General features: G+C 47.3%; 19 protein-coding genes and 1 tRNA gene. 12 read left to right on the plus strand and 8 right to left on the minus strand.

Going from position 1 to position 19,734, the window contains the following annotated elements:
• Positions 1-186 precede the first annotated feature (186 nt).
• A complete protein-coding gene (locus tag AB5903_RS14400; protein ID WP_147347102.1) occupies positions 187-459 on the minus strand; it encodes a hypothetical protein in 273 nt (90 codons plus the stop codon).
• Positions 460-556: 97 nt separating this feature from the next.
• Here AB5903_RS14400 and AB5903_RS14405 point away from each other — a divergent pair, with 97 nt between their 5' ends.
• Positions 557-1,891, plus strand: a complete 1,335-nt coding sequence (locus AB5903_RS14405) for an OmpP1/FadL family transporter (RefSeq protein WP_117946130.1) — start codon at positions 557-559, stop codon at positions 1,889-1,891.
• A gap of 137 nt (positions 1,892-2,028) precedes the next feature.
• Here AB5903_RS14405 and AB5903_RS14410 read toward each other — a convergent pair whose 3' ends face one another.
• Positions 2,029-3,312 (minus strand): DcaP family trimeric outer membrane transporter, encoded by a 1,284-nt coding sequence (locus AB5903_RS14410; RefSeq protein WP_060386230.1) that lies wholly within the window; start codon positions 3,310-3,312, stop codon positions 2,029-2,031.
• A 175-nt stretch (positions 3,313-3,487) separates the two neighbouring features.
• On the opposite strand from AB5903_RS14410, the gene AB5903_RS14415 reads away from it, so the two are divergent.
• The 6 genes from AB5903_RS14415 to AB5903_RS14440 all read left to right on the plus strand — a co-directional run bounded on the left by AB5903_RS14415 (position 3,488) and on the right by AB5903_RS14440 (position 10,449).
• Positions 3,488-4,168, plus strand: a complete 681-nt coding sequence (locus tag AB5903_RS14415) for a queuosine precursor transporter (protein ID WP_005652671.1) — start codon at positions 3,488-3,490, stop codon at positions 4,166-4,168.
• A 31-nt stretch (positions 4,169-4,199) separates the two neighbouring features.
• The gene (gene queC / locus AB5903_RS14420; RefSeq protein WP_005652670.1) at positions 4,200-4,853 is read left to right on the plus strand and encodes a 7-cyano-7-deazaguanine synthase QueC; all 654 of its coding nucleotides are present in this window, start codon (positions 4,200-4,202) and stop codon (positions 4,851-4,853) included.
• A 52-nt stretch (positions 4,854-4,905) separates the two neighbouring features.
• Positions 4,906-5,361 (plus strand): preQ(1) synthase, encoded by a 456-nt coding sequence (gene queF / locus AB5903_RS14425; protein ID WP_005652668.1) that lies wholly within the window; start codon positions 4,906-4,908, stop codon positions 5,359-5,361.
• A 236-nt stretch (positions 5,362-5,597) separates the two neighbouring features.
• The gene (locus AB5903_RS14430) at positions 5,598-7,895 is read left to right on the plus strand and encodes a TonB-dependent receptor (protein ID WP_368117970.1); all 2,298 of its coding nucleotides are present in this window, start codon (positions 5,598-5,600) and stop codon (positions 7,893-7,895) included.
• A 47-nt stretch (positions 7,896-7,942) separates the two neighbouring features.
• Complete coding sequence (locus AB5903_RS14435; protein ID WP_005652665.1) at positions 7,943-9,343, plus strand: DUF4374 domain-containing protein; 1,401 nt, start codon at positions 7,943-7,945, stop codon at positions 9,341-9,343.
• 5 nt (positions 9,344-9,348) lie between these two features.
• Positions 9,349-10,449, plus strand: coding sequence for a PepSY-associated TM helix domain-containing protein (locus AB5903_RS14440; protein WP_368117965.1), 1,101 nt, complete (start codon positions 9,349-9,351; stop codon positions 10,447-10,449).
• 257 nt (positions 10,450-10,706) lie between these two features.
• Here AB5903_RS14440 and AB5903_RS14445 read toward each other — a convergent pair whose 3' ends face one another.
• From AB5903_RS14445 to AB5903_RS14460, 4 genes are all read right to left on the minus strand, one after another.
• Positions 10,707-11,585, minus strand: coding sequence for a PfkB family carbohydrate kinase (locus AB5903_RS14445; protein WP_022104552.1), 879 nt, complete (start codon positions 11,583-11,585; stop codon positions 10,707-10,709).
• A gap of 80 nt (positions 11,586-11,665) precedes the next feature.
• On the minus strand, positions 11,666-12,241 hold the full coding sequence (locus tag AB5903_RS14450; RefSeq protein ID WP_368117966.1) for a hypothetical protein: 576 nt from the start codon (positions 12,239-12,241) through the stop codon (positions 11,666-11,668).
• 154 nt (positions 12,242-12,395) lie between these two features.
• Positions 12,396-13,292, minus strand: a complete 897-nt coding sequence (locus AB5903_RS14455) for an AraC family transcriptional regulator (RefSeq protein WP_368117967.1) — start codon at positions 13,290-13,292, stop codon at positions 12,396-12,398.
• Positions 13,293-13,315: 23 nt separating this feature from the next.
• Positions 13,316-14,215: an AraC family transcriptional regulator gene (locus AB5903_RS14460; protein WP_005652651.1), complete on the minus strand. Its 900-nt coding sequence runs from the start codon at positions 14,213-14,215 to the stop codon at positions 13,316-13,318.
• 166 nt (positions 14,216-14,381) lie between these two features.
• Between AB5903_RS14460 and AB5903_RS14465 the strand changes: the two genes are divergently transcribed.
• Complete coding sequence (locus AB5903_RS14465; protein ID WP_016662155.1) at positions 14,382-14,945, plus strand: DapH/DapD/GlmU-related protein; 564 nt, start codon at positions 14,382-14,384, stop codon at positions 14,943-14,945.
• On the opposite strand, the gene AB5903_RS14470 is transcribed toward AB5903_RS14465, so the two are convergent.
• On the minus strand, positions 14,929-15,174 hold the full coding sequence (locus AB5903_RS14470) for a YdeI/OmpD-associated family protein (RefSeq protein WP_034536000.1): 246 nt from the start codon (positions 15,172-15,174) through the stop codon (positions 14,929-14,931). The two genes, AB5903_RS14465 and AB5903_RS14470, sit on opposite strands and share 17 nt — an antisense overlap.
• A 225-nt stretch (positions 15,175-15,399) precedes the next feature.
• Here AB5903_RS14470 and AB5903_RS14475 point away from each other — a divergent pair, with 225 nt between their 5' ends.
• Positions 15,400-16,080, plus strand: coding sequence for a hypothetical protein (locus tag AB5903_RS14475; protein WP_005652645.1), 681 nt, complete (start codon positions 15,400-15,402; stop codon positions 16,078-16,080).
• A 975-nt stretch (positions 16,081-17,055) separates the two neighbouring features.
• On the opposite strand, the gene AB5903_RS14480 is transcribed toward AB5903_RS14475, so the two are convergent.
• Positions 17,056-17,129: transfer RNA gene (locus tag AB5903_RS14480), tRNA-Asp, on the minus strand.
• A gap of 382 nt (positions 17,130-17,511) precedes the next feature.
• Here AB5903_RS14480 and purU point away from each other — a divergent pair.
• Genes purU through hisA form a run of 3 tightly spaced genes read left to right on the plus strand, consistent with a single transcriptional unit; the run spans position 17,512 to position 19,728 of the window.
• Positions 17,512-18,369: a formyltetrahydrofolate deformylase gene (gene purU / locus AB5903_RS14485; RefSeq protein WP_060386222.1), complete on the plus strand. Its 858-nt coding sequence runs from the start codon at positions 17,512-17,514 to the stop codon at positions 18,367-18,369.
• Positions 18,370-18,375: 6 nt separating this feature from the next.
• Positions 18,376-18,966: an imidazole glycerol phosphate synthase subunit HisH gene (gene hisH, locus AB5903_RS14490; protein WP_060386221.1), complete on the plus strand. Its 591-nt coding sequence runs from the start codon at positions 18,376-18,378 to the stop codon at positions 18,964-18,966.
• Positions 18,967-19,005: 39 nt separating this feature from the next.
• Entirely contained in the window at positions 19,006-19,728 is a 723-nt protein-coding gene (gene hisA, locus AB5903_RS14495; protein ID WP_195658731.1) for a 1-(5-phosphoribosyl)-5-[(5-phosphoribosylamino)methylideneamino]imidazole-4-carboxamide isomerase, read from the plus strand.
• The last annotated feature ends 6 nt before the right edge of the window (positions 19,729-19,734 follow it).

Raw genomic sequence — 19,734 nt, forward strand, 5'->3', positions numbered from 1 at the left:
GCCGAAGAATGCAATAGTATATGCCATGAGATTTTAAGTTTTGGTGAATATTCGCAGGTTATTAAGTGTGCATGACGGATGCGCTTCGTATAAGTGCACTTTCTGCATTTGTTAAAAGGCGGCATGCACAAAGAATATAACGTGCGCAAAGGTAAGAATGTTCGGGACATATCCGGCAGGTTGTGCTCATAATCTGTTGTCCGGATGATGAGTGCCGGCGATAGCAGGCGCTATGTTGTTCCGACACGGAGAAAGTTTTGTTCCGTCATGGTGGAACGGAACTTTCTCCGTGGTGGAATGAAATTTACCCCATGGTGGAACGATTTGGCATCGGCTGCTTTTCCCTTTGGGCATAGGGGCAGTATATGCAAGCGGCAGGGACGGCAAATGGAGCAATCCCTTGTCTGTTTCAGCATGAATATTGGTGAATGTTTCAGTAGAAACTATTGATTTTTTCAATTAAATTCTTCGGTTTTCCTAAATTAAATGCGCAAAATTGTTATTTATGTGCAATATTATTGTACCTTTGCGCCCGAAAACAATAAAAAAGATTTAGATGAGAAAAATTTCTTTGATTAGCATTGCGATGTTAATCGTTTCAATTCCAACTTTTGCAGGAGGTCTCCTGACAAATACAAATCAACACCCTGCCTTTCTTCGTATGCTGTCGCGCGGCGCAAACACCACCAGTGTGGATGCTGCCTTGTCCAACCCTGCGGGTCTGGCTTTCCTGCCGAAAGACGGGTTTTATACATCCTTGAGTATTCAGAGTGCGTTCCAGACAAGAGATATCGATGCTTCGTGCGAGGCTTTGGGGCTGGACAAATATTATGAAGGCAAGGCTTCTGCGCCTGTCATTCCCAGTGTGTTTGCCGCTTATAAGAAGGGCGACTGGACCATCTCCGGTTTCTTCGGCATTACCGGCGGAGGCGGAAAAGCTTCGTTCGATGACGGCTTGTCCATGTTCGACGCCATGGTGATAGGCGGATTGCTGCAACAGGGTATTCCGGGCAAAGCCTATACACTGAACAGCTACATGGACGGCAAGCAGTATATCTACTCCGTGCAGTTGGGGCTGACCTATAAGATAACGGACTGGCTGTCTGCCTTTGCAGGCGGGCGCATGAACTACTTTACGGGTGGTTACAAAGGTGCGCTGAATGCCAGTGCGGCCGTTGATTTGCCTTTGCCCACCGGTGGAGCGATACCCGTTGGAACCGAGCTTATCGGCATCGACCTGGATTGCAGCCAGACCGGTTGGGGATTTACTCCGGTTATCGGTTTGGATGCCAAGTTCGGCAAACTGACGATTGGTGCGAAATACGAGTTCAAGGCCAATCTGAACATTGAAAATAACACGAAGATAAATTCGCTACGCATGATAGGCGCTCCCGAAAGTGAGCTGGAGGACTACAAACACGGTGTAAATACGCCGAACGACATTCCCGCCATGCTTTCGGTGGCTGCTGCCTATGAGTTCCTTCCTGTGCTGCGCGCATCGGTGGAGTATCACTTCTACGACGATAAGAACGCAGGCATGGCAGGTGGCAAACAGAAGTTCCTGACGAAAGGGACAAACGAGTATCTGGCCGGTATAGAGTGGGATGTTATCAAAAGACTGACCCTGAGCGGCGGTGTGCAGTTTACCGATTATGGTTTGTCCGATGACTATCAGAGCGACACAAGCTTCTCGTGCGATTCCTACTCGCTGGGTGTGGGCGCGAAGTTGCAGCTTTCGGAAAGAGCCGATTTGAATGTGGGCTATATGTGGACCAACTATGAGGATTATACCAAAACCGGCCAAAACTATCAGGGCACAAATCTGCCCGGTACAAACGTGTACAGCCGTACCAACAAGGTATTCGGCCTCAGCATAGACTATCGCTTCTGATCTTTCATAATCCTTTATATACGTAAGAGAGGATGTGTCGCAAATTCGGCTGGCACATCCTCTCTTTGTCTTATGCCTTTAGGGCTTTTATTTCTTTCCTTTTTATTTCTTTCCTTTTACGGATTTCCGTGCAGGTTTCAGAAGGAATATTGCACCAGCAGGTTCATGCGGTTGGCATGGTTGGTGGAATTGTCGAAGTTCGTACGCCAGCCGCGCAGATACTCTGCACCTACCTGCATGTTGGGGGTGACATTCCAGAACAGGTTTGCTACGAAATATTGTCCATAGCGGTAAGTGGACGGTTCGTTGGCAGGATACCCGTTTTCGGAATAGAGGCGTGACATGCTGTATGTGCTTGAAAGGAACACTTTCGGACTGATGTTGTATTGCAGTCCGGCATACCAGCCCAGCATCGGCAATGCTTGCATTTTGCCTGCTTCATCGGGATTGGGAACGATGTCCACGTTCAGGTTGCTGAGGTCGTTCAGGTATTGCCCGATGCCTTTCCCGTAGGTGGCTTGCCCGAACACCTGCCATTGTTTGCCCAGATTGAAGGTGGTGGATGCCTGTATGCCGAAGCCGGTAACGGCATGCGCCTTGTCGCTCAGGGTGCTGGTGTAGGTCATGCTGCGGATAAGTCCGCCTACGCGCACATGGCTTTTGCTGTTCCAGCCGTACTGCGCATAAGCGGTGAAGTCGGGCATGCGCTGTTGTGCGATGTCGAGCTCGCTGTTGGTTGTGCCGTCTACCGCAGGCACTTCGACAGAGGCGTTGAAACGGAAGTTTTTCAGCCCTTTGTAGGTGTATGACACTTGGGTGGCGCGGTAAAAGGTGGCTCCGTTAGGCCCCTGGAAGTCGATGGTGGAAGGCATTGCGCCCAGGTCCATGAAGCCGCCGTAGGTGTAGCCCACCGTCACGTCGCGGAAAGACACGTAGGCATTGCGCAGTTGGAAGCCTTTGTTGGAACCGTCGCGGAAGTTGCCGGCGGTGTACACCACGAAGTCGCCGAGAATCTTGGTATGCCCCACCAGTTTCAGGAAAATGGTGGACGTGCTGGCATCCATTTGAAACTGGTTTCTGATTTTGCTCCCGTTGGGGATGTAGGCGGGGATAAAGTCGATGTTGTCGACGATGCCGCCGAAGTCGTACTCTGCCGTGGCGCGTACATAGCCGCCGATGCCCAGGGCGAACTTCCCTTTTCTGTCCGTCAGCAGGAAGCGGGGCGCCTGCGGTTCGTGGATGTAGGGCATTTGCGACTCGTTCATGATGCGGATTATCTCGTCGCCCGCTTTGTCTATGGTGACCAATACGACACCTTTGGGAGACTCATCCTCGATAATCACTTTTTTCTGTGCGTGGACTGCGAGGGCAGACAGTGCCGCACCGCACAACAGAAACATTGTTTTTAAGATTGTTTTCATTTAAGTTAGGTTTTGGTGAATGTGCTTTGAACAACTTAAATTTAAAATGGTTTTGCAGTCATCGGAAGAAAGCGTATCTTTGCACCCGATTTAACAAGAGTGAAATCATTAGTTACATGTATGATGCCGTGAATAGCGGTCGTGTATTCTAGAACACCACGTAAAAAACAGGAATATGAAGCAAAAAGTATCTGTACCCTTTATGCTGCTGGGCATTCTGTTCAATGTCTGTCTGATAGCGGCCAATCTTCTCGAGACAAAAGTAATCCAGGTTTTCGGCATTACCGTTACTGCCGGACTGTTAGTGTTTCCCGTTTCTTATATCATCAACGACTGCATTGCCGAGGTGTGGGGCTTCCGCAAGGCGCGCCTGATTATCTGGAGCGGCTTCGCCATGAACTTCTTTGTGGTGATGTTGGGACTGATTGCCGTGGCACTGCCTGCCGCTCCCTTTTGGGACGGGGCGCCCCATTTCAACTTCGTGTTCGGCATGGCGCCGCGCATTGTTGCCGCCAGCCTGACGGCATTTCTGGTAGGTTCGTTTCTGAACGCCTACGTCATGAGCCGCATGAAAGTGGCGAGCGGCGGACGTCATTTTTCCGCACGTGCCATCTGGTCCACGGTAGTGGGCGAGACGGCCGATTCGCTGATATTCTTTCCGGTGGCGTTCGGAGGCATTATCGCATGGCAGGAATTGCTGCTGATGATGTGCACCCAGATTGTACTGAAATCCATGTACGAGGTGATAATACTGCCGGTGACCATCCGGGTGGTGAAAGCCATTAAAAGGATAGACGGTAGCGATGTCTACGACGAGGGGATTTCTTACAAGGTGTGGAAAATCAGTGAAATTTAAGTAGTAGAGGTTGTCATAAATATATAATAAGGTGAATAAAGAAGCAGCATTGGTCGTATTCAGCGGTGGGCAGGATTCGACAACTTGCCTGTTTTGGGCAAAGCGTGAGTTCAGGAAAGTATATGCGTTGAGCTTTCTGTATGGGCAGAAGCATCAGAAGGAAGTGGAGCTGGCGCGGGAGATAGCGCGTAAAGCGGAAGTGGAGTTTGAAGTAATGGATGTTTCCTTCATCGGCAAGTTGGGGCATAATTCGTTGACGGACCCCGATATGGTGATGGACCGGGAGAAGCCGGCAGACAGCGTTCCGAATACTTTTGTGCCGGGGCGCAACCTGTTCTTCCTCAGCATTGCCGCCGTCTATGCCCGCGAAAAGGGTATCAACCACATCGTGACGGGTGTGTCGCAAACGGATTTCAGCGGGTATCCCGATTGCAGGGACGCATTTATCAAATCGCTCAACGTAACGCTCAACCTTGCCATGGACGAGCAGTTCGTACTCCATACTCCGTTGATGTGGATTGACAAAGCCGAGACTTGGGCGCTGGCGGATGAACTGGGAGTGCTCGACCTGATTCGTCATGAAACGCTGACCTGTTACAACGGCATCCCCGGCGACGGCTGCGGACACTGCCCCGCATGCAAGCTCCGCAGAGAGGGGCTGGAGAAGTATCTGGCGGGAAAATGACGAATGTATTATACTACAAAGGAAACAGAACCGATTATAAACCGATTGTAATATGACCGAATTAAAAGACCAACTTTCCTTATTAGGAAGAAAGACAGAGTACAAGCAGGATTACGCCCCCGAAGTGCTGGAGGCATTCGACAACAAACATCCCGGTAACGATTACTGGGTACGTTTCAACTGCCCGGAGTTCACCAGCCTTTGCCCGATAACGGGACAGCCCGATTTTGCGGAAATCCGCATCAGCTACATTCCCGATGTGAAAATGGTGGAGAGCAAGAGTCTGAAGCTCTATCTCTTCAGTTTCCGCAACCACGGCGCTTTCCACGAGGATTGCGTCAATATTATAATGAAAGACCTCATCCGTCTGATGAATCCCAAGTACATTGAGGTTACGGGCATCTTCACCCCGCGCGGCGGCATCTCCATTTATCCCTATGCAAACTATGGACGTCCCGGCACGAAGTACGAAAAAATGGCGGAACATCGCTTGATGAACCGCGAATAGAATGGTGGAATATACCTATCAATAGCGATTGCGGGTGTGATACTTTCTTAGCATGGCGTCGGTATAATTACCTAAAAGAGGTGATTGTGAGGTTGCTTTTTTCTAATGACCTTTGCATACGGTATTAGTAACAACTTAACAATCACTTCAAATTGAAAACAGCCATATTTAGTTTATTATTTTTCTTCTTGACGGCATGCGCCTTTTCTGTATATGCGCAGAGACCGGGCAAGACGATGATTTCGGGTAAAATCCTGTCTACGGAGAAAGAAGTCGTGGATTTTGCGACGGTCTATCTGAAAGGGACCGGTTACGGGGGAATAACCAATCAGGAAGGTATCTATCATGTGAGTGCGCCTGCGGGCGACTATACGCTGGTGGTGTCGGCCGTCGGCTATAAAACCGTAGAGAAACCGGTGACGCTGGTCAGAGGGCAAAGGGTGAGGCAGAATGTCACAATCACCCCCGAAACTCAGCAACTGGACGAAGTAACGGTGGTGTCGACGGGCGTGAGCCGTGTCAAGCGGTCGGCATTCAACGCCGTGGCGGTGGATACGAAAGAGTTGCAGAACACTACCAGAAACCTGAGCGATGCACTGACCAAAGCGCCGGGAATGAAACTGCGCGAGTCGGGTGGGGTAGGGTCGGACATGCAGCTCATGCTGGACGGCTTCAGCGGGAAGCATGTAAAGGTCTTTATAGACGGCGTGCCGCAGGAAGGCGTCGGAAGCTCTTTTGCGCTGAACAATATCCCCGTGAATTTTGCCGACCGCATTGAGGTGTACAAAGGCGTAGTGCCGGTGGGATTCGGTACGGATGCCATCGGCGGGGTTATCAATATCGTTACGAACAAGAAACGCCGCCGCTGGTTTCTGGATGCGTCCTACTCGTACGGTTCGTTCAATACGCATAAGTCCAACGTACACTTCGGGCAGACTTTCAAGAACGGTTTTACGTACGAAATCAACGCGTTTCAGAACTATTCGGACAATGACTACCGCATCGACTCCCCGGTGGAGGACTTTGAAACGGGCAGGATAGACCGTGACAAGAAGGTGCGCGTACGGCGCTTCAACGATACTTACCACAATGAAGCGGTTATCGGCAAGGTAGGCGTTATCGACAAGAAGTGGGCGGACCGTTTGATGTTCGGTTTCACTTACTCCAATATGTACCAGGATGTACAGACCGGCGTACGGCAGGACATCGTGTACGGACAGAAACACCGCAAGGGACATTCGCTGATGCCTTCGTTGGAGTATAACAAGCGCAACCTGTTTGCGAAGGGACTGGATGTAGTGCTGACCGTCAACTACAACAAGAACCTGACGACCAATGTGGATACCGCTTCCTATAAGTACAACTGGTACGGGGAAAGGAAGCTGCTGAACTCTCCCGGAGAGCAGTCCTACCAGCACTCGCGCGCCGACAACAATAACTGGAACGGTACGTTTACCGCCAATTACCGCCTCGGAAGGGTGCACACGCTGACGTTCAACCACGTGCTGAATGCTTTCAGCCGTTCCAATACTTCATTGCTTGCCAAAGAAGAGCAGTCGGATGCCATTGCCAAAGAGACCCGCAAGAATATCTCCGGCCTCTCTTACCGCCTGATGCCGTCCGAAGACTGGAACTTATCCGTATTCGGCAAGCATTACAACCAGTTTGTCGCCGGACCTGTGGCTACGGATGCCAATCAGAACGACTATGTACGCACCACCCGCAGCGTACATTCCGTAGGCTATGGAGCGGCGGGCACTTACTTCATCCTGCCGGGACTGCAAGCCAAGCTGTCCTATGAAAAGGCCTACCGCCTGCCCACCATCGAAGAGATGTTCGGCAATGAGGACCTGGAAATGGGCGACATCGGCATCCGGCCGGAGAACAGCGACAACATCAACCTGAACCTGAGCTATAACAAGACTTTCGGCAAACATTCCGTGTACGTGGAAGGCGGCTTTGTCTACCGTAACACCAAAGACTACATCCAGCGCAACATCACCGACCTGAGCGGCGGCAAGTCCGCAGCCACTTACGTCAATTACGGCAAGGTGCTGACGAAGGGATATAACATCTCCGCCCGCTACGGCTTTGGCAGGTGGTTGAGTGTGGGCGGCAACTTCACGCAGATGAACGTGTGCGACAATATGAAGACTTCCATATCCGGCAGTGCGGAGAATATAGCTTATAAGGAACGCATGCCCAACCTGCCTTATATTTTTGCCGATTCCGATGTGACCTTCTACTGGCGCGACCTCTGGAAAAAAGGCAATGCGCTGACTGTATCTTACGACAACCAGTACTTGCACAGCTTTACCTATTATTCTTCCAAAATCGGTTCGAACAAGGGCGACTACGTGGTTCCGAGCCAGTTCTCCCACAACCTGAGCCTTTCCTACAGTCTCCGTAGCGGACGCTACAACCTCTCGTTCGAGTGCCGGAACTTTACGGACGAGCAACTGTACGACAACTTCAGTCTGCAGAAAGCCGGACGGGCATTCTATGGAAAGGTGCGCGTATACTTCGGCAATTGAAACCATGAATCAATAACGATTAGTGTAATATAATAAAACAAAACAACATGAAAAAGAATCTTTTATCAGCCGTACTTCTCACTTCTGCGATGGCAGGAACGGCATTGACATCCTGCACGGATACGGAGGTGCCGGGCGGTGGAAACAATAATGGAACCAAAGGCGATTTCGTGATCGCTTCCTCTGTCACCGCTTCGAGCAATACGACTAACGTATTGCTGACTTCCAAGACTTTGGACGAAGGCTCTGTTTCTACCATCAACAACGGACTCGTCAACGACGGCGCTTCCCAATGGGTGTTCTACAAGAACCGGTATCTCTATGGACTGACTTACAATCAGGGAAGTGCCGGAACCACCCGTTCTTATATCATGAACTCCAACCACGAAGTGCAGGCGCGTTCGGGAGAGTTTGCAGTGAAGAGATTCACTACCTACGGCATCTACGATAAGTATATCATAACCGCCTCTACCGGTGACGGACCTGCGGAGTATGCCGACGGCAACCTGTATCTGCCTAAAACCTTCCTGCTCTCTTACCTGGATGTAGCGGACGAAACCTTCAACACCAACGATACGAAAAACAAGGCCTACCAGTCCGAGAATTTCCTGGGCAACGGCGAGTTCGTGACATTGGCCGGAATTCAGGAGCATAACAACAAGATATACAGTGCAGCCGTTCCCATGGGGCTGAGCCAGTATGGCGCTGCCGTAGACGGCGGTAAGTATATATTGCCGGGCAATGAGGATTTGGTAAAGACCGAAGACGGCGGTTCCAACAGCAGCTCGTATAAGAAAGGTGAATTGCAGTGGACACAGTATCCCAATGAATGCTGGGTGGCAATCTTTGATGATGCTACGATGATAACGAAGAAACTTATCAGTACGGATAAAATCAGTTATGCCTGCGGCCGTTTCAAATCCCAATATTACCAGACTATCTGGGAAGCCGGCAACGGTGATATTTACGTATTCTCTCCAAGCTATGCCAAGACGATGAAGGATGCCCGCCAGCAGACAGTCTTGCCGGCAGGTGTGGTACGCATCCCCAATGGCCGGGAAGACTTCGACAGCTACTACTGCGACCTGGAGAAACAGAGCGGCGGAAAATCCTTCCTGCGTTGCTGGCATATTGCAGATGATTATTTCCTGTTGCTGATGTACGACCGCCCTCTGACGGAGACGGGCTTTGAAGCCAAAGAACTGGCTGTGTTCAAAGCGGAAAGCAAGAAACTTACCTATGTCACCGGTCTTCCGTCGGCAGACCTGATTTCCGGCTTCGGCAACACTCCGTATACGGAGAACGGTTATGCCTATATGGCTGTGACTACCACCGACGGCCATCCGGCTGTTTACAAGATAGACCCGTCCAGCGCCACTGCCACAAAAGGTGTTACGGTAGAGGCTACGCAGATTACAGGTATCGGCAAGTTGAGCCCTCTTAACTGACTGCAATGAAGAAAGCATTTCGTAAAATACATCTGTGGCTGTCTGTCCCTTTCGGGCTGATTATTACGGTTATCTGCTTTTCGGGAGCTGTGCTGGTATTTGAAGACGAAGTAATGGAGCTGTGCAGGCGCGACCTCTATTATGTGGAAAAGGTAAGCGGCGCTCCGCTTCCCGTGGAATACCTGATAGAGAAAGTCTCCGAAACACTGCCGGACGGTGTTGCTGTTACAGGCATCTCCATCTCTTCCGATGCGGAACGTGCCTGTCGGGTCAGTCTGTCGAAACCGCGGCGGGCATCCGTTTATGTAGACCAATATACCGGTGAGGTAAAAGGTAGGTATGAGCGTGCGCCGTTCTTCCTCACCATGTTTCGCCTGCACCGCTGGCTGCTGGACAGCATGAAGCCGGACGGCGGAATATTCTGGGGCAAGATGGTTGTGGGGGTAAGTACGCTGATGTTCGTGTTCGTACTGGTTTCGGGCATTGTCATCTGGTGGCCCCGCACAAAGAAAGCCCTGAAGAACAGCCTGAAGATTGTCGCCGATAAAGGCCGGTTCCGCTTTTGGCACGATTTGCACGTGGCGGGAGGCATGTATGCGCTTGTCTTGCTTCTGGCAATGGCGTTGACCGGGCTTACATGGTCTTTCCCCTGGTATCGCGCAAGCTTTTATAAGGTATTTGGAGTAGAGGCCAAACAAGGGACGGGGCATCACGATGCCCCGCAAGCGGCTGCTACTTCATATGCTTGCTGGCAACAGGTTTATGAGGAACTGAAAGAACGTAACAACGGCTATAAACAGATTACGGTTTCCAATGGTTCTGCCACCGTATCTTTTGAACGTTTCGGCAATCAGCGGGCTTCCGACCGTTATACCTTTAATCCGAGCAACGGCGAAATCACCGGAACCGCCTTGTATAAGGATGCCGATGCTTCGGGCAGGATACGCGGCTGGATATATTCCGTGCATGTGGGCAGTTGGGGAGGTATGTTTACCCGTGTACTGACATTCATTGCCGCATTGCTGGGCGGAACGCTTCCATTGACGGGCTATTATCTGTGGATACGGCGTATCGGCCGCAAGGCTAAAGCCGCACCGAACCGATAAGGGCAGCTCTTTGCTCTACCTATAATTTGTATCTCTTTCAGGCCTTACTTTGCCTGCATCCTTTTCTCCGGACGTAGCTAAGATTCCGGCAGATATGTTCCCCACCGTGAAACAAACCGTTTCCCGGTGGGGAACGACTTGTTCCACGGCGGGGAACGGTTAGTTTCTCCTGAGGAAACTTCCGTTTCCATCAGGGGAAATTATTGTTTTCATCAGGGGAAACCGAAGTTTCTCCTTAATGAAACGTTTGTTGTCTTTTATGCAGGATTGATTATCCTTCTGATTTCAGCCTCTGTTCCGCAGAATGGTCCGTGTGTTTGCAGCTTGATGGTACACATGGCAGCGGCAAAGCAGCCTGCTTCCCGATAGGATGCGCCTTTGTTCCGCATATACAGATAGCCCACCATATAAGTATCTCCGCATCCGGTGGCATCCACTATCTGCAGGGCGGAGTAGGCGGGAATTTCATGGAACTGTCCTTTGGCATATATCAGCGAACCTTTGTCTCCCAACGTCAGCAGCACTTCTTTCACACCCCAGTCTGCAATGAGCAGGGCGGCTTCGTGAGGCTCTTTGCAGCCGGTAAGGACTTCCATTTCGGTTTCGTTGGCCTTTAAGATATGGATGTGCTTCAAGGCTTCTCTCTTTTCCGGCCAGTCTACGGGCAGCACCTTTTCATTGTCCACCTTGCGCAGGAACCCCTGAACGTCTACCGAAAGCAGGCCTTTGCCCGACAGGTATTTGATGACGTCCAATGAAAAGTCGTCGGCAAGCAGGCTGCCCAGGTGGATAATCCGTGCATTGACGTCCTGCAGGCCTTCCATTGTGAACGGGTCGGCCTTTGCCGTGACGCGTTGCGTACGTTCGTTCTGGTTTTCTCCGTATATGTTTTCAAAGCAGACGGAACGGGCACTGGGCAGAGCTTTTACCTCAATGCCTTCTTTCCGTATGTCTTCCACAACGTTCATCTCCGTGTGGGCAAGGGATGTGACCAATAAGAAGCCGTTCGGGTCGAGATGCTTGATGGCATGTGCAAAGTAAAAGGAAGTGCCGCCCGGCATGTATATCGTGTTCTTGGTGGTAACTATCTTGTCTTGTGTAATATAACCGATGCAGCATAAATCGTGTACACTCATTGTTCCCTATTGTTTTGATTTGTTTATTTGTAATTTTGCTGCAAAGGTAATGAATTATTGAGAAAAACGGTAATACTTTGTCAGTCCAGTATCTTCTTCATGAGTTCGTCATACTTCTTGTCGTCACCTGCCATGACCTTCAGTTGCCGGGTAAGCAGTTTGAGGTGAAGGCTTTCGTCCGCAATCAGTTTTGTCAGCAGCTTGTGGGCAATGTCTGCGGTTGGTGTACTTGCGGTAATTCGTTCCTTCACCGACTTGTAGAACCCGATAGTGGCCACTTCCGAGTGCGCGGCGAGGGTGAGCGCTTCGACGGGTGTTTCGCCTATATTGACGTTCTTGCTGTCATACGGTTTGGGAAGTGTACCGCCCAGTGCTACGATGGCGTCCCGTATGTGTGCGTAATGCTTCATTTCCACCAAGGCGATGCCCAGCATCAGTTCGCCGATTTCATCTTCAAAGACGGCTTCCTGCTGGGTATATTGCAGGATAGCGGTAATTTCGGAATACTCCGCATTTTCTATGGCAGGATAGAACCATTCGGGCTGTACGCCGTCATTGGGTTTCATGTCATCGGGCTCCACCCATTCCACATCCTGGTTCGAATACTTTAGCACATCCACCAGGGCATCCGCCATTTTATCCACATAATTAATCATATCAGTTAAGTTTTAGAGTTATGTGGGGGACAACAATCGGTAAAGGCACTTGGTTTGGAGTATTTTAAAATATTCGGGAATGTTTGCAGTATATTCGTGCGATTTAACCGTTTGTGGCGTTTGTTTTGTGCCAATGCCGGCAAGATAATCCTTTTTAATTCTGTGCATATTTATATTCTGTCGGTGTCATTCCCGTTATCTTCTTGAACAGGCAGGTGAAGTGCTGTGAGTTTGCATATCCCAGCTTCCTGGCTGTCATGCCGACCGTATAATCCTTGTTCCGCAACATCTTCTTAGCCATGTCCAGCCGCATCAGTTGAAAGTATTCGTGCATGCTTTTTCCGGTCTCGAACTTGAGCAGGTCGCGGAAATAGCAAGGTGACAAGTGAAGAGCGTCTGCACAATATTCTTCTGTGGGCATCGCACCGCCTTCCAGTCTGCCGGACAAGATGTATCCGTTCAGAAGTGAATGGATTTTGTGCAGAATTATTTTATTGGCTTCGCAACGGGTAATGAACTGGCGTTCGTTGAAGCGCGCACAATAATCCAGCAATAGCTCGATATGGCGCGATATCAAAGTTTTGCTATGGCGGTCTATGGCATGCCGAAGTTCTTCTTCGATATTGCGGATGCACTCTGTGATTTTCATCTTTTCGCGCGATGAAAGATGCAGCGACTCGTTCGGTTTGTAGAAAAAGAAGGAATAGTCTCCGATGTGGTTCCCCAATGCAGTGTGCGCCATTAAATCCGGATGAAAAGTCAGCATTTGCCCTTTGGGGGCAAGCATATTGTCTATATCCAGCTTAATGGACTCGCCCGGCATACGGAATATCAGTGTGGCGTTGGAATAGTCGTAGTATTTGCGTCCGTACATAAGTTTTCCGGCTTCCCCTTCTATCAGGATAATCGTATAGAAATCACATCGGATGGTACGCTGCTCCAGATTGGCTTCGGATAGGTCAACGACACTTACCAGCGGATGCAGCGTCTTGCAGCCCATACAACAGTTACACTGATGTACGGTCTCTATATTCAGTATTTCTTTTTTCATAAGGATAATCTTATCGGCATCCTTTATATTTGCAGCTTTCTGTATTCTCCGGGTGTATATCCCGTATTCTTCTTGAAAATGCGATTGAAATGCTGCGAATATTGGAATCCCAGTTCATAGGCAATCTGGCTGACCGTCTTTTCCGTTCCTGCAATCATCTCTTTGGCTATGTCAATCATTCTGGTCTGGATGTATTCCTGTGCGCTTTTTCCGGTTTCTTTCTTTATCAGGTCACCGAAGTAGTTGGGTGACAGGAACACTTTGTCGGCGAAGTATTTTACGGAAGGCAGTCCGTCTGTTTGCGGTTTGTCGCTTTGGAAATAATCGTCGAGCAAGGCTTCGAATTTTACCAGTACGCTTTTATTACTTTCCGAACGGGTAATGAATTGTCTTTCGTAGAAGCGCATGCAGTAATCCAGCAGCAGTTCGATGTTCCGTGAAATCAGACGTTTGCTGTGCTTGTCGATCGGATGTTGGAGTTCCATTCTTATTTTCTCCAGACAATCTGTGAATATGCTTTTTTCTTCTTCGGATAGGTGCAGGGCTTCGGCCGAGGCGTACGAAAAGAATGAATAATGTTTGATGTCTTGTCCTAAAGAAGTTCCTTTAATCAAGTCGGGGTGAAACAGCAGGCCGTGGGCGTTCGGCCGTACTCCTTGCGGCATGTCCACCTCAACCACCTGTCCCGGGGCAAAGCTGGTGACCGTTCCTTCCTGATAATCGTAAATCTGCCGGCCATAACGGATGTCTCCGCATTTGACGTTTTTCAGGAAAAGGGCATACACCCCATAGTTCATCGTGAAATGCGTTGGAAATCTGGTGGCTTCCGACAGGTTTACCACACTTACCAGCGGGTGTAGTGTTTCGAGTCCGAAGAGTCGGTTGTATTGGTCTACCGTGTCCAGTTTAATAACTTCTTTCATAAGGTATTGTTCTTTAGTTCTACGCAAATGTAGAGAATAAAAGCATAGGTAGTACACCTCTCCGCACAGAAACAGTAAATAGGTTACAAATGTCCGTAATTCATTCACACGAGCGCTGCCGCCATTCGTTTACATTTGCAGTGTAATCTATGTAATATTCAGAACCATGACACTTGATAATTTTTTAGAATATGTAAAGACACGAAAAGCTCTTGACACGGAAGATATACATCGTTTTATGGATGAAATGAGCAATGAGGCAAGACGCATCACATTCAAACTGAATGCATCTTTCCATGCTCCGGATGAGGTGAGAGCATTACTCTCCGAACTCTTTGGAAAGCCCGTTCTACCCTCACTGCGGGTGTTCCCGCCGTTTTATACGGATTTCGGAAAGAATATTGAAATCGGTAATGATGTATTTATCAATGCCTGCTGCCATTTTCAGGATCACGGCGGGGTTACATTGGGAGACGGTTGCCAGATAGGACATAACGTCGTTTTTGCAACCCTCAACCACGGACTTGCTCCCGAAGACCGCCATACGACTTATCCTGCACCTATTATACTTGGCAGGAATGTGTGGGTAGGCTCAAATTCCACTATTCTGCAAGGCGTGACGATTGGCGATAATGCGGTGGTGGCAGCCGGGGCGGTGGTGACAAAAGATGTTCCGGCGGATGCAATCGTAGGGGGAGTGCCAGCCAAGGTTATCAAATATATCCGATAACTCCATTCATCGCCATGATAATGATTTTGGTAATACGGTCTGCTTTAGTTTGTTCTGTTTTTGCAGAATTAACCCAATCAACGAGCGCCTTTTTCTGAACGTTACTATATGCTTCAATCTTTTCCTGTGCGCCCTCTTCATGTTGCATACACAAAAGTAACTCTTCCGTTATCCGGTTCTTTTCAACCTCATGATATAGTAAACAGAGCATCATACAGATGCTTTTCATGCTTTTTCTTGAAATAATTTAAAGCAAGTGCTTATAGTTTAAAACTTTGTACTATATTTAAAATTGAATTACATCCGGTAGAGAAATAGGTTTGTCTTTGTTCCGGATGATTATAGGGAAAGAGCGGATAAGAAGTGAAAAAGAAATTAGTGAAAAAGTATGACTCTATAAGAAAGAATTCAATAGATTTGCTTTGAGAAAAATAAGTAAAATGAGGGCTGAATTATGAATATCATAGAACGTATAGACAGACCTTGTGAATATGTAGAAGTGGCACAGACAGCCTTGATTGCCTGCCAATACCTATATTTATGGTTGTTTGCCGGACCGGATGATGCCTATAAGGTATATTCGCTGGCAATCCTGATGGCATTTGAATTTGTTATGGTGCATTCGGGACTTTTTATGGCAGCTATGCCGCTCAAGGCTTCAATACGGCTGTTTATTCCGTTGTATGGGCTTTTTGCATTTGCATTTGGGCATTCAATGCGGGAGGGGGATTATACAATCATCATTCTTTACCTTGCAACTGTGCTCAACAGAATGCGTTTCGCTTTTTTCAATGTCAGTAAATCGGTCAAGCAGCGGGTAGTCAGACAATCGATGATTGCCTTGGCCGTTTATTTTGTGTTGACGGTATCGGTGGTATGTGCAGAATCTGTCATTCCTTCTTTCAGCTTAGGAACAGCTTTTTCCGAATCGGCATCCTATACCCGTGAAGTACGTGCCGGAGGATTGTTTGTTGAAAAGCCTTATGTACCAATATGTCTCGGATTTCTGTATTACAGTGTACTTTCTTTTTTTAATTTCAAAACTGTATGGCGGGAACGTGCTTTCATTAAAAGAAGATGCACCGGAGGCTATACTGAAGAAGTGACAAATAAGAGACAACAGAAAAATAAATAATTATGAAAAATGCGATTTTAACAATTGTGCTGTCAGGTATGGCACTATTCTTATAATAAAGTGGTTGCTCTTGAAAAGAAAGACACGAATGACATTTGAAGCGTTGTACAAGTTTGAAGCAGGGATATTGAAAAAAATCATTCCGGTACTTCACAGCCCGGAATGAAAGCATAATGTTACAAGAGTTTTATGAATGAGAGATCAGAATATCTTTTTACCTTTTTTACTAATACGTTCTAATTAACACTTTGGTTTCTATCTTACAAATCTACTGTAGGTTTCAATGATAGTATAACAAAGGCTGTGCCAAAAACGGTATAAAAAGATAAGTGGTTTAATATCAGTTATATAATACTGATGGCTTTTGCGCTATTGTGGAAAATTATACTATAATTCCACATTAATATTCCACAATTCCACATTAAGATGAAAGACTATTGTTTTCTATCTTGTTGATATTTAGTTTTCTATCTTGTAATTCTAATTTTGGCACAGCATTTGTTCGGAATTTTATGTCCTAAGATGTAGACTAACTGAATTATTCCAAGCTTATAGTTGTGTAAAGTTAGTATTGATAATGTTTAAGAGATAGTGTTCTCGTAAAAATGTTGTAGTGTCGTCCCGGTGTTGTGAAACATCGGGACGATATTGTTTTGGTAAGTAGCAGAAAATGAATTGTTATGAGTGTTAGGAATAAAAAGATTCTACCTGAAGTCAGAAAAGTCAGGCAGGTTTCCTCTTTTCGGAATAGCCTCTTGCGCTTTCCGGCAAGGGGTAAAAGTCAGCCATCCGTTATCTCGGACTATTCCGATTATAATGCGTTTCAGGTGCTTTTTCACTTGCTCCTAAAAGGACCCTGAATTTGCACCTGGCATACTTCTCAGAAACGCTATATTCTGCTTCACCTCAAACAAATAAAAAAGCTCTAATTCTATTAAGAATCAGAGCTTTTTCTAATTTTGCTTTCTTGAGAAGCGGTGCGTACGGGACTCGAACCCGTGACCCCATGCGTGACAGGCATGTATTCTAACCAACTGAACTAACGCACCATCATTTCATTTTATCATTGCTATCTCTCTCGATTGCGGTTGCAAAGGTAGGTGTTTTTTTTGAATCTGCAATAGCTGTGATAAACTTTTTTTCAAGGCTTCTTGTCTGTGTTTACTTTTTGTTCTCATATTTAGGAAGTTGTAAAAAATAAGAGATGTAATGTTTAACAAATATTTAGAATTGTTCTTTGCAGCTTGTTTATGTCCTGTTTATATGTTATTTAGTATGCGATTAGACGTCAATATATAGAGAAAACGAAACAATTTTCGCTAACTTTTAAACTTCTTGTTTGAAAAGTTCGTTATTTTGCAATAAATCGTTATTTTTGCGAACTCAAGACAAGAATATTGCAATTAGAGAACAATAAAAATAGAGTTTAGGATGATGAAAACGGCGAAGCTGTTACTTCACTGTCCCGATCAGCCGGGAATTTTGGCAGAAGTAACAGATTTTATAACGGTAAACAAAGGTAATATTATCTATTTGGATCAATATGTAGACCATGTGGAGAATATTTTTTTCATGCGTATCGAGTGGGAATTGGAAAGCTTTCTGGTTCCTCAAGAGAAGATAGAGGACTATTTTGAAACATTGTATGCGCAGAAGTACGGAATGAGTTTTCGCCTTTATTTTTCGGATGTCAAACCGCGTATGGCTATTTTCGTGTCGAAGATGCCGCACTGCCTGTTCGATCTGCTGGCGCGCTATACGGCAGGTGAATGGAATGTGGAGATACCTCTTATAATAAGCAATCATCCAGATTTGCAGCATGTAGCAGAACGCTTCGGCATACCTTTTCATCTGTTTCCTATTACTAAGGAGACAAAAGAAGAGCAGGAAAAGAAAGAAATGGAACTGCTTGCCAAGCACAAGGTGAACTTCATCGTACTGGCACGTTATATGCAGGTCATTTCCGAGAAGATGATAGACGCTTATCCCAACCGCATCATCAATATTCATCACTCTTTCCTTCCGGCATTTGTAGGGGCGAAACCCTACCATGCAGCATTTGAGCGTGGTGTGAAGATTATAGGAGCTACCAGCCACTACGTTACTACGGAATTGGATGCAGGGCCTATCATCGAGCAGGATGTGGTGCGTATCACTCATAAAGATACTGTGCAGGACCTGGTGAACAAAGGCAAGGATTTGGAGAAAATCGTCCTCTCTCGTGCCGTTCAGAAGCATATCGAGCGTAAGGTGTTGGCGTATAAGAATAAGACAGTAATATTTAATTAGTAGTTGATGAAGGTTGCAGTTGTCAAATATAATGCAGGTAACATCTGTTCGGTTGATTATGCCTTGAGGCGTTTGGGCGTTGAGGCGGAGATTACGGCAGATGAAAAGGTTCTACGTGCTGCGGATAAAGTCATTTTCCCCGGAGTGGGTGAAGCGGAAACAACCATGAATTTCCTGAATGCCGGCGGAATGGGCAGACTGATAAAAGAACTGCATCAGCCGGTGTTGGGTATCTGTTTGGGAATGCAGTTGATGTGTCGCCATTCGGAGGAAGGAGATGTGGATTGCCTTGGTATTTTTGATGTTGGCGTGAAACGTTTTGTTTCGCTAAAGCATGAGGATAAAGTTCCCCATATGGGATGGAATACGATTTCACAGACTGACAGCAAGCTCTTCAGGGGCTTCACGAAAGAGGAATTTGTCTATTTCGTACACAGCTTTTATGTGCCGGTCAACGATTGTACGGCTGCCGTAACGGATTATATACTTCCGTTCAGTGCTGCTTTGCATAAGGATAATTACTATGCCACCCAGTTTCATCCTGAAAAAAGTGGAAGTGTGGGCGAACGTATCTTGCAGAACTTTTTGGACTTATAGTGAAAGAATCCGATATTTGATAATTCGTAATTAATTGAAATGATAGAGTTAATTCCCGCTATTGACATCATCGACGGAAAGTGCGTACGCCTCTCCCAGGGTGATTATAACAGCAAGAAAGTGTATAATGAGAACCCCGTAGAAGTAGCTAAGGAACTTGAAGCGCATGGTATCCGACGCCTTCATGTGGTAGACCTCGACGGAGCCGTTTCCCACCATGTGGTAAATTACCGCACGCTGGAGCAGATAGCTTCCCGTACTTCTTTGGTTATAGATTTCGGTGGCGGGGTGAAGAGCGATGAAGATTTGGTCATTGCATTTGAAAGCGGTGCACAGATGATAACGGGCGGTAGTATTGCCGTACAGAATCCCGAACGTTTCTGTCACTGGTTGCAAACATACGGCTCGGAGAGAATAATTCTCGGAGCTGATGTGAAAGACCATAAGATTGCCGTCAACGGTTGGAAGGATGAGAGTGCTTGCGAATTGTTCCCGTTTTTGAAAGATTATGTCGGGAAAGGTGTTCGTAAAGTCATCTGTACCGACATCAATTGCGACGGTATGCTGCAAGGTCCTTCCATATCTCTGTATAAAGAGATGTTGGAAGCGCATCCCGACCTTTACCTTATAGCCAGTGGCGGAGTGAGTTGTGCCGAGGATATTCGCCAACTGGAAGCAACGGGTATACCTGCCGTGATTTTCGGTAAGGCATTGTATGAAGGGCGTATAACTTTTAAAGAACTGGAAGCGTTTATGATATAAATTTGC

The organism is Bacteroides sp. 2201st1_D9_2201SCRN_220225, from assembly GCF_040928965.1.
Lineage (GTDB): Bacteria > Bacteroidota > Bacteroidia > Bacteroidales > Bacteroidaceae > Bacteroides > Bacteroides stercoris.